Origin of the sequence: Cupriavidus sp. WS (genome assembly GCF_000395345.1) — a bacterium.
GTDB lineage: Bacteria > Pseudomonadota > Gammaproteobacteria > Burkholderiales > Burkholderiaceae > Cupriavidus > Cupriavidus basilensis_B.
This window is the reverse complement of the sequence record NZ_AQPL01000159.1, coordinates 1-7,645: the sequence shown is the minus strand read 5'-3', so window position 1 is coordinate 7,645 and position 7,645 is coordinate 1. Positions and strand designations below refer to the sequence as shown.

The following is a 7,645-nucleotide window of genomic DNA, read 5'->3' as shown; positions in this document are numbered from 1 at the left end:
CCAGCCTGCCGCCCCCCGCCACCACGCCCTCCGCCCCGCATCCCGCCCACCCGATCCGCCACTACCGCGCCATCTGGCTGTCCGACATCCATCTCGGCACCGCCGGCTGCCAGGCCGACTACCTGCTCGACTTCCTCAAGCACAACGAATCGGAACAGCTCTACCTGGTCGGCGACATCATCGACGGCTGGCAGCTGCGGCGCGGCTGGTACTGGCCGCAAAGCCACAACGACGTGGTGCAGAAGCTGCTGCGCAAGGCGCGCAAGGGCACCGAGGTGATCTACGTGCCCGGCAACCACGACGAAGTGGCGCGCCAGTTCGACGGCCTGGCCTTCGGCGACATCGCCGTGCGCGAGGACGCCATCCACGTCACCGCCACCGGGCGCCGCCTGTGGGTGGTGCACGGCGACCTGTTCGACGGCGTGGTGCAGCACGCGCGCTGGCTGGCCTACCTGGGCGACTCGCTCTACACGCTGATCCTGGCGCTGAACCGCCACTTCAACCGCGTCCGCGCGCGCCTGGGCTTCCCGTACTGGTCGCTGTCGCAATACCTCAAGCACCAGGTCAAGAACGCGGTCAACTACATCAACTCGTTCGAGCAGGCGATGGTGGAGGAAGCGCGCCGCCGCGGCTGCGACGGCGTGATCTGCGGCCACATCCACAAGGCCGAGATCCGCGAGGTGGACGGCCAGCTCTACTGCAACGACGGCGACTGGGTGGAAAGCCTGTCGGCGCTGGTCGAGACGCAGGAAGGCGAGCTGCAGATCGTCTACTGGACCAAGCTGCTCGACGCGCCCGCCACGAGCGGCCGCCGCGCCGCCGTCACGGCCGCCTGAGCCCGCGCCGGCCACCAACGCAGTCCCCCGGCCCCGGCCTCACCCCGCCGGGGCCGGGACTCACCCACGCGGCCCGCCGCAAGGAGCAGACATGAAGATCCTGATCGTCACCGATGCCTGGGAGCCGCAGGTCAACGGCGTGGTGCGCACCCTCAAGTCCACCCGCCGCGAACTGAGCGCGCTGGGGCATACGGTCGAGCTGATCACGCCGCAGGAATTCCGCACCATTCCCTGCCCCACCTATCCCGAGATCTCGCTGTCCCTGTTCGCCGGCGCCAAGGTGCGCGAGCGCATCCGCGCGTTCGCGCCCGACGCGCTGCACATCGCCACCGAAGGCCCGCTCGGCCTGGCCGCGCGCCGCTACGCGCTGCGCGAGCAGCTGCCGTTCACCACCGCGTACCACACCCGCTTTCCCGAATACGTGCAGGCGCGCTTCGGCATCCCGCTGGCCTGGACCTACGCCTTCCTGCGCTGGTTCCACGGCTCGGCGCGCGCGGTGATGGCGCCCACGCCGGTGGTGCTGCAGGACCTGCGCCGCTACGGCATCGCGCACGGCGTGCTGTGGACCCGCGGCGTGGACCTGGACGTGTTCACCACGCAGCAGGCCAACGTGCTCAACACGGCCCATCCGATCTTCCTCTACGTGGGCCGCGTGGCGGTGGAAAAGAACGTCGAGGCCTTCCTCGCGCTCGACCTGCCCGGCTCCAAGTGGGTGGTCGGCGACGGCCCGGCGCTGGCCTCGCTGCGGGCGCGCTATCCGGGCGTCAACTACCTCGGCGTGCTGAGCCAGCCCGAGCTGGCCAAGGTGTATGCTTCAGCCGACGTCTTCGTGTTTCCGAGCCGCACCGACACCTTCGGCCTGGTACTGCTCGAGGCACTCGCCAGCGGCCTGCCCGTGGCGGCCTACCCCGTCACCGGCCCGATCGACGTGCTCGGCGAGAGCAGCGCCGGCGTGATGCATGAAGACCTGCGCGAAGCGTGCCTGGAGGCACTGCGCATCGACCGCGCCACCGCCCGCGCGCATGCCGAGCGGTTCTCGTGGCGCGCGGCCTCCGAGCAGTTCCTGACACACCTGCAGCCGCTGCCGGCCGCGCGCGACAACGCGCCCGGCGGCGCTGCCCGTCCCTCATCCGAACATGCCGACTCCGCATCGACCGCCCGTATCCAGCCGCCCGCCGGCGGCCCAGACCTCGGCGCCGGCCAAGGCTTCGCCGAACAGCGACTACACGATTGAGCAGAACCCGCACAAAGGCAACCGCGGGCTGGCGCGGGCCTGGCATGCGGGCATCAATTCCCTGTCCGGGCTGCGCTATGCGGTGCTGGAAGAAAGCGCCTTCCGCCAGGAACTGACGCTGGTGGCGATCCTCACGCCATGCGCGCTGTTCCTGCCGGTGGACGTCGTCGAGCGCATCCTGCTGCTGGGCACGCTGCTGCTGGTACTGATCGTGGAGCTGCTCAACTCCAGCGTGGAAGCCGCGGTGGACCGCATCTCGCTGGAGCGCCACGGCCTGTCCAAGCGCGCCAAGGACTTCGGCAGCGCCGCCGTGATGCTGGCGCTGGTGCTGTGCGGCGGCACCTGGCTGGCGATCGCCGGGCCGATCGTGGTCGGCTGGCTGCGGCAACTGGCCGGATGAGGAGCGCGCGGCGGGAATGGGCGGCGGGATGAGTGGCGGGACGGATGCTGGAATGGGCGGCGAAATTGGCGGCAGGATAGGCGGCAGGATGGAGGCCATGCTTGCCGCATGCGGCAGTGCGGCAAGCGCGATTGCTTATAATCGCCTTCAACCCACCGAATTGCCGCTCGCCCGGCCGCCCATGGAATCCAAACCGCAACCCGGCCCGCGCCGCACCCGCGACCGCATCCTCGACGTCTCGCTGCGCCTGTTCAATGAGCTCGGCGAGCCCAACGTGACGACCACCACGATCGCGGAGGCGATGGAGATCAGCCCCGGCAATCTCTACTACCACTTCCGCAACAAGGACGACATCATCAACTCCATCTTCATGCTGTTCGAGCAGGAGATGGAGCGCCGCCTCAAGTTGCCGGAAGACCACAAGGCCACGCTGGACGAAAGCTGGGGCTACCTCCAGTACATGTCCGAATTCCTGTGGAACTACCGCTTCCTGTACCGCGACATCAACGACCTGCTGGCGCGCAACCGCATGCTTGAAACCAACTTCAAGCGCATCGTCGAGCAGAAGAAGCGCCTGGCGATGGAGATCTGCCGCCAGTTCCAGGAAGACGGCGAGATGGAAGCCACGCCCGAGCAGGTCGACGCGATCTGCACCAACATGGTCGTGGTGTCCACCTACTGGCTGTCCTTCCAGTTCGTGCAGCACCCGCGCCAGTACAACGACCCGGACCAGATCCGCGGCTACCTGCACGGCGCCAGCTACCACATCTTCTCGATCCTCGCGCCCTACCTGCGCGGCAGGGCGCGCGAGGCGTTCGAGCAGCAGGCGCGCGAATACGCCGCCGCGCGCGCGGCCCAGACCCCCAACCAGAAGGAAGACAACAAGTGAAGTCCGTTTGCATCTACTGCGGCTCCAGCCCCGGCAACCGTCCCGAATACGCCGAAGCGGCGCGCGCGATGGGCAGGCTCCTGGCCGAGCGCGGCCTGGCGCTGGTCTACGGCGGCGGCAAGGTCGGGCTGATGGGCACCGTGGCCGATGCCGTGCTGGCGCACGGCGGCACCGCCATCGGCATCATCCCCGAGGCGCTGATGCAGAAGGAAGTGGGCCACCGCGGCCTGAGCGAGCTGCACGTGGTGCGCAACATGCACGAGCGCAAGCAGATGATGGCCGACCGCGCCGACGCCTTCGTCGCCATGCCCGGCGGCGTGGGCACCTTCGAGGAACTGTTCGAGACCTTCACCTGGCTGCAGCTCGGCTACCACGCCAAACCGGTCGGCCTGCTCAACGCGGCCGGCTTCTACGACGGCATGCGCGGCTTCCTGCAGCACGCCGTCGACGAAGGCTTCCTCAAGCAGGTCCACAACGACCTGCTGCATGTCGACACCACGCCCGAAGGCATCCTCGACAAGCTCGCCCGCGCGCCGCGCGTGACCGTCGACAAGTGGCAGGAAAAGCGCGAGCAGACCTGAGTCCCGCGCGCCGGGTCCGCGGCCGCCTCGCGGCGGCCTTCAGCGCGGCACGTTGCGCATCCAGTCGGCGGTGTCGAAGAACGCCTTCATCAGGCGCAGTTGCAGGTCGTCGGGCAGGCCCACGTCCTGCATCGCCAGCGCCATGCAGCGCAGCCACTGGTCGCGCTCGCTGGTGCCGATCTGGAACGGCAGGTGGCGCGCGCGCAGGCGCGGGTGGCCGAAGCGCTCGATGAAATGGTTGGGCCCGCCCAGCCAGCCGCACAGGAACCAGAACAGCTTGTCGCGCGAGCCATCGAGCGAGGCGGGATGGAGCGAGCGCAGCCCCTTGAACTGCTCTTCCAGGTCCATCAGGTCGTAGAAGCGGTCCACCAGTTCGCGCACGCGCGCCTCGCCGCCGACCAGTTCGTAGGCGGTGGTCTCGGTGGCAGCAGCGTCGGTGGTTTCGGTGGCTGCAGGGTTCGGATCGGTACTCATGAATGCTCGTCAGGTCGTCGGGCGCGGGGCGGCCATGCCGCCGGAAGGCATGCGAAGGCCGCTCAGGCGTCGCGCAGCGTGGCCAGCGCGGGCTGCCGCAGCACCTCGCGCAAACCCAGCCAGCCCCCCGCAAAAGCGCACAGCATGCCAGAAAGCACGCCGGCCGGCACGATCCAGCCGTTGAAGCGGTACGGGAAATCGAACACGAACTGCGACAGGCCCCAGCCCACCGCGATCGCGCCCAGGCTGGCCAGCAGCCCCGCCAGGCCGCCCACCACCAGGAACTCGGTGTACTGCGTCTGCCGCACCACCGCGGCCGAGGCGCCCAGCGCCTTGAGCAGGCCGGCGTCGCGCTTGCGCTCGTCGCGCGAACCGGAAAGCGCCGCGTAGAGCACCGTCACGCCGGCCGCCAGCGTGAACACGAACAGGAATTCCACCGCGGCGATGACCTGGTCGAGCACTTCCTGGATCTGGCGCAGAATCAGGTCGGTGTTGACCACCGTGATGTTGGGGAAGGCCGCCACCAGCCGGTTGCCCAGCGCCGCCTGCGGCGCGGGCAGGTGGAACGCGGTGATGTAGGTCTCGGGCATGCCCTTCATCGCCGCCGGCGGCAGGATGACGAAGAAGTTCACCCGCATCGAGCCCCAGTCCAGCTTGCGCAGCGACGTCACCGGCGCCTCCACCGGCTGCCCCGCCACGTCGAAGCGCAGCGTGTCGCCCAGGTGGATGCCGAGCGTCTTCGCGATGCCCTCCTCCACCGACGCGCCGGCCTCGCCGCCGCCGGCGGCCAGCCAGCGGCCGGCGACCACGCGGTTGCCCTCGGGCAGCCGGTCGGTGTACGACAGGTTGAACTCGCGCTCGACCAGGTTGCGCGCGCGCCCGTCCGGGTACTGCCCGGCCTGCACCGGCTGGCCGCCGATGTGCGTCAGGCGCCCGCGCACCATCGGGTACAGCAGGTCGGCGATGCCGGCGTGCGCGAGCATGCCGGCCAGCGGCGCGCGCTGGTCGGGCTGGATGTTGATGATGAAGCGGTTGGGCGCGTCCGCCGGCGTGGCGTTGCGCCACGAGGCGATCAGGTCGTTGCGGGTCATGCCCAGCAGCAGCAGCGCCATCAGGCCCACCGCCAGCGCCACGGTCTGCAGCACCGTCACCGCGCGGCGCCGCTCCAGCACCGCCAGCGCGAAGCGCCAGCCCACGCTGCCGCGCCCCGGCTTGCGCCCGCGCATCAGGCGCGCCAGCAGGCTCAGCAGGCCCAGCGCCAGCAGCGCGAAGGCCACGCCGGCGCCGAGGAAGCCGCCCGCGGTGGTCAGGCCCAGCTTGAGGTCGCGCGCGGCCACCAGCAGCAGCGCCACGAAGGCGCCCAGGCCGAGCCCGTAGGCCACCCACGTGGACACCGGCGGCGCGCCCAGGTCGCGCCGCAGCACGCGCAGCGGCGGCACGCGCGTGAGCGCCAGCAGCGGCGGCAGCGCGAAGCCCGCCAGCAGCACCATGCCGGCCAGCAGGCCCACCAGCGCCGGCACCAGTGACGGCTGCGGCAGCGTCACGGTCAGCAGGTTGCCCAGCGACAGCAGCAGGCCGTAGTGCGCCAGGTAGCCCAGCACCACGCCGGCCACCGCGCCGCCGATGCCCAGCAGCAGGAATTCCAGCGTGAAGGCCAGCAGGATCTCGCGGCGCGACAGGCCCATGCACTTGTACACCGCGCAGGCGTCGGTATGGCGCTGCATGTAGCGGCGCGCGGACATGGCGATGGCCACCGCCGCGATCATCGCCGACAGCACCGCCACCAGCGACAGGAAACGCTCGGCGCGGTCCAGCGTGGCGCGCATCTGCGGCTGGCCGGACTCGAGCGACTCCACGCGCGTGTTGCGCAGCCCGCGCCGGCCGATCTCGGCCTCGGCCCAGCGCTGGTAGGCCTGGCCGGCCGCGTCGGGGCCCGCCACCAGCAGGCGGTAGGTCACGCGGCTGCCCCAGCCCACCAGCCCGGTGGCGTCCAGGTCCGACAGCGGCAGCATCACGCGCGGCGCGAAGTTCATGAAACCGGCGCCGCGGTCGAGCTCCTGCGTGACGATGCGCTCGATGCGAAAGCCGCGGCTGCCGAGCTGGATGGTGTCGCCCAGCGACAAGCCGAGCGAATCGAGCAGCGCCTCGTCAACCCACACCGTGCCGGGCGCCGGGATGCCCGCGGCGGCCACTTCCGGGCCGCCGCGCGCGCCGGCCACCTTGACCTGCCCGCGCAGCGGGTAGCCCTGGCCGACCGCCTTGAGCGCGGCCAGCTGCGAAGGCGGCTCCGCCGCCGCGGCCGAAGCGCCGGCGGCCGCGGTCTCCTGCCCGGCCCGGTGCGCGGTGGCCATGCTGGGAAAGGTGACGGTCTGCGCGGTGGCCAGCCCGGCCTGCGCGGCGCGGGCGGCGAAGGCCGCGTCGAACGGCTGGTCGCTCACGATCAGCACGTCGGCGGCGATCATCTGGCGCGCGTCGCGCTCCAGCCCCAGCCGCATGCGGTCGGCCAGGAAACCCACGCTGCTCAGCGCCGCCACCGCCAGCACCAGCGCGAACAGCAGCAGGTACAGCTCGCCGGCGCGCCAGTCGCGCCGCGCCATGCGCAGGGCCTGGCGCCACGGGGAGAAGCGGGCCGCGGGCGCCGCCGCGGCGGCAGGGAAAGCGCCGGCGATCCCGGCGGCCGAATCCAGTTCGGAAGGCATCAGTCAGTTATCCGTGCACATGCGTTGAAGCGGCCCGCCAGGCAGGCCGCCGGTTGTCCGGTGAAGATGTGAAGGCAATGAATCCGGCTTGGGCGCTAGCGCCGCGGCAGCCGGCGCGCCGCGACGGCGGGCTCGCCCCGCCCCAGCGCCTGGCGCAGCCGGCGCAGGCCGCGCCACAGCCTGGGCAGCAGCCAGATCGCCACCACCAGCAGCAGCGCCAGCACCACCAGGAACGCCACCGGCAGGAAGAAGGCCAGCAGCAGGCCGCCGCTGGCGGCGACGTCCTCGCTCAGTGAGGCAGCCCAGTTCGAAAACGGTTCCGGCGAGACGTTGATCAGCGCGCGCGTGCCGGCCTTGGCCGCGTGCGCGGTGCCCGCCAGCGTGCCGCCGGCCAGCCCCGCGGCCATCACCCATTGCGGATCGAGCTGGCCGAACGCGGCGGCGGCCAGGATCGCGCCTGCGGGAATGCGGATGAAGGTCTGGATGCCGTCCCAGAACGAATCGAAGCCGGGCACCTTGTCGGCCACGAACT

Annotated in this window: 8 protein-coding genes; 5 read left to right on the top strand and 3 right to left on the bottom strand. The window is 70.9% G+C overall.

Annotated features, from left to right (window positions below; all coding sequences use genetic code 11):
• The first annotated feature begins 5 nt into the window (after positions 1-5).
• The 5 genes from K206_RS38225 to K206_RS0113990 all read left to right on the top strand — a co-directional run bounded on the left by K206_RS38225 (position 6) and on the right by K206_RS0113990 (position 3,940).
• Positions 6-836, top strand: coding sequence for a UDP-2,3-diacylglucosamine diphosphatase (locus tag K206_RS38225; protein ID WP_063826839.1), 831 nt, complete (start codon positions 6-8; stop codon positions 834-836).
• A gap of 91 nt (positions 837-927) precedes the next feature.
• A complete protein-coding gene (locus K206_RS0114005; RefSeq protein WP_020203032.1) occupies positions 928-2,070 on the top strand; it encodes a glycosyltransferase family 1 protein in 1,143 nt (380 codons plus the stop codon).
• Entirely contained in the window at positions 1,973-2,470 is a 498-nt protein-coding gene (locus K206_RS38220) for a diacylglycerol kinase (RefSeq protein ID WP_020203031.1), read from the top strand. The genes K206_RS0114005 and K206_RS38220 overlap by 98 nt, the downstream gene beginning before the upstream one ends.
• Before the next feature lie 181 nt (positions 2,471-2,651).
• Complete coding sequence (locus K206_RS0113995) at positions 2,652-3,359, top strand: TetR/AcrR family transcriptional regulator (RefSeq protein ID WP_020203030.1); 708 nt, start codon at positions 2,652-2,654, stop codon at positions 3,357-3,359.
• Complete coding sequence (locus K206_RS0113990) at positions 3,356-3,940, top strand: TIGR00730 family Rossman fold protein (protein WP_020203029.1); 585 nt, start codon at positions 3,356-3,358, stop codon at positions 3,938-3,940. Before K206_RS0113995 ends, K206_RS0113990 begins: the two co-directional genes overlap by 4 nt.
• 39 nt (positions 3,941-3,979) lie before the next feature.
• On the opposite strand, the gene K206_RS0113985 is transcribed toward K206_RS0113990, so the two are convergent.
• The 3 genes from K206_RS0113985 to K206_RS38215 form a co-directional block, all read right to left on the bottom strand.
• Positions 3,980-4,414, bottom strand: a complete 435-nt coding sequence (locus K206_RS0113985) for a group II truncated hemoglobin (RefSeq protein WP_020203028.1) — start codon at positions 4,412-4,414, stop codon at positions 3,980-3,982.
• 62 nt (positions 4,415-4,476) lie between these two features.
• Positions 4,477-7,113, bottom strand: a complete 2,637-nt coding sequence (locus K206_RS0113980; protein ID WP_020203027.1) for an FtsX-like permease family protein — start codon at positions 7,111-7,113, stop codon at positions 4,477-4,479.
• Positions 7,114-7,208: 95 nt separating this feature from the next.
• Positions 7,209-7,645, bottom strand: a 437-nt coding sequence (locus tag K206_RS38215; protein ID WP_020203026.1) for a DUF4126 domain-containing protein, incomplete at its 5' end; no start/stop codon positions are given.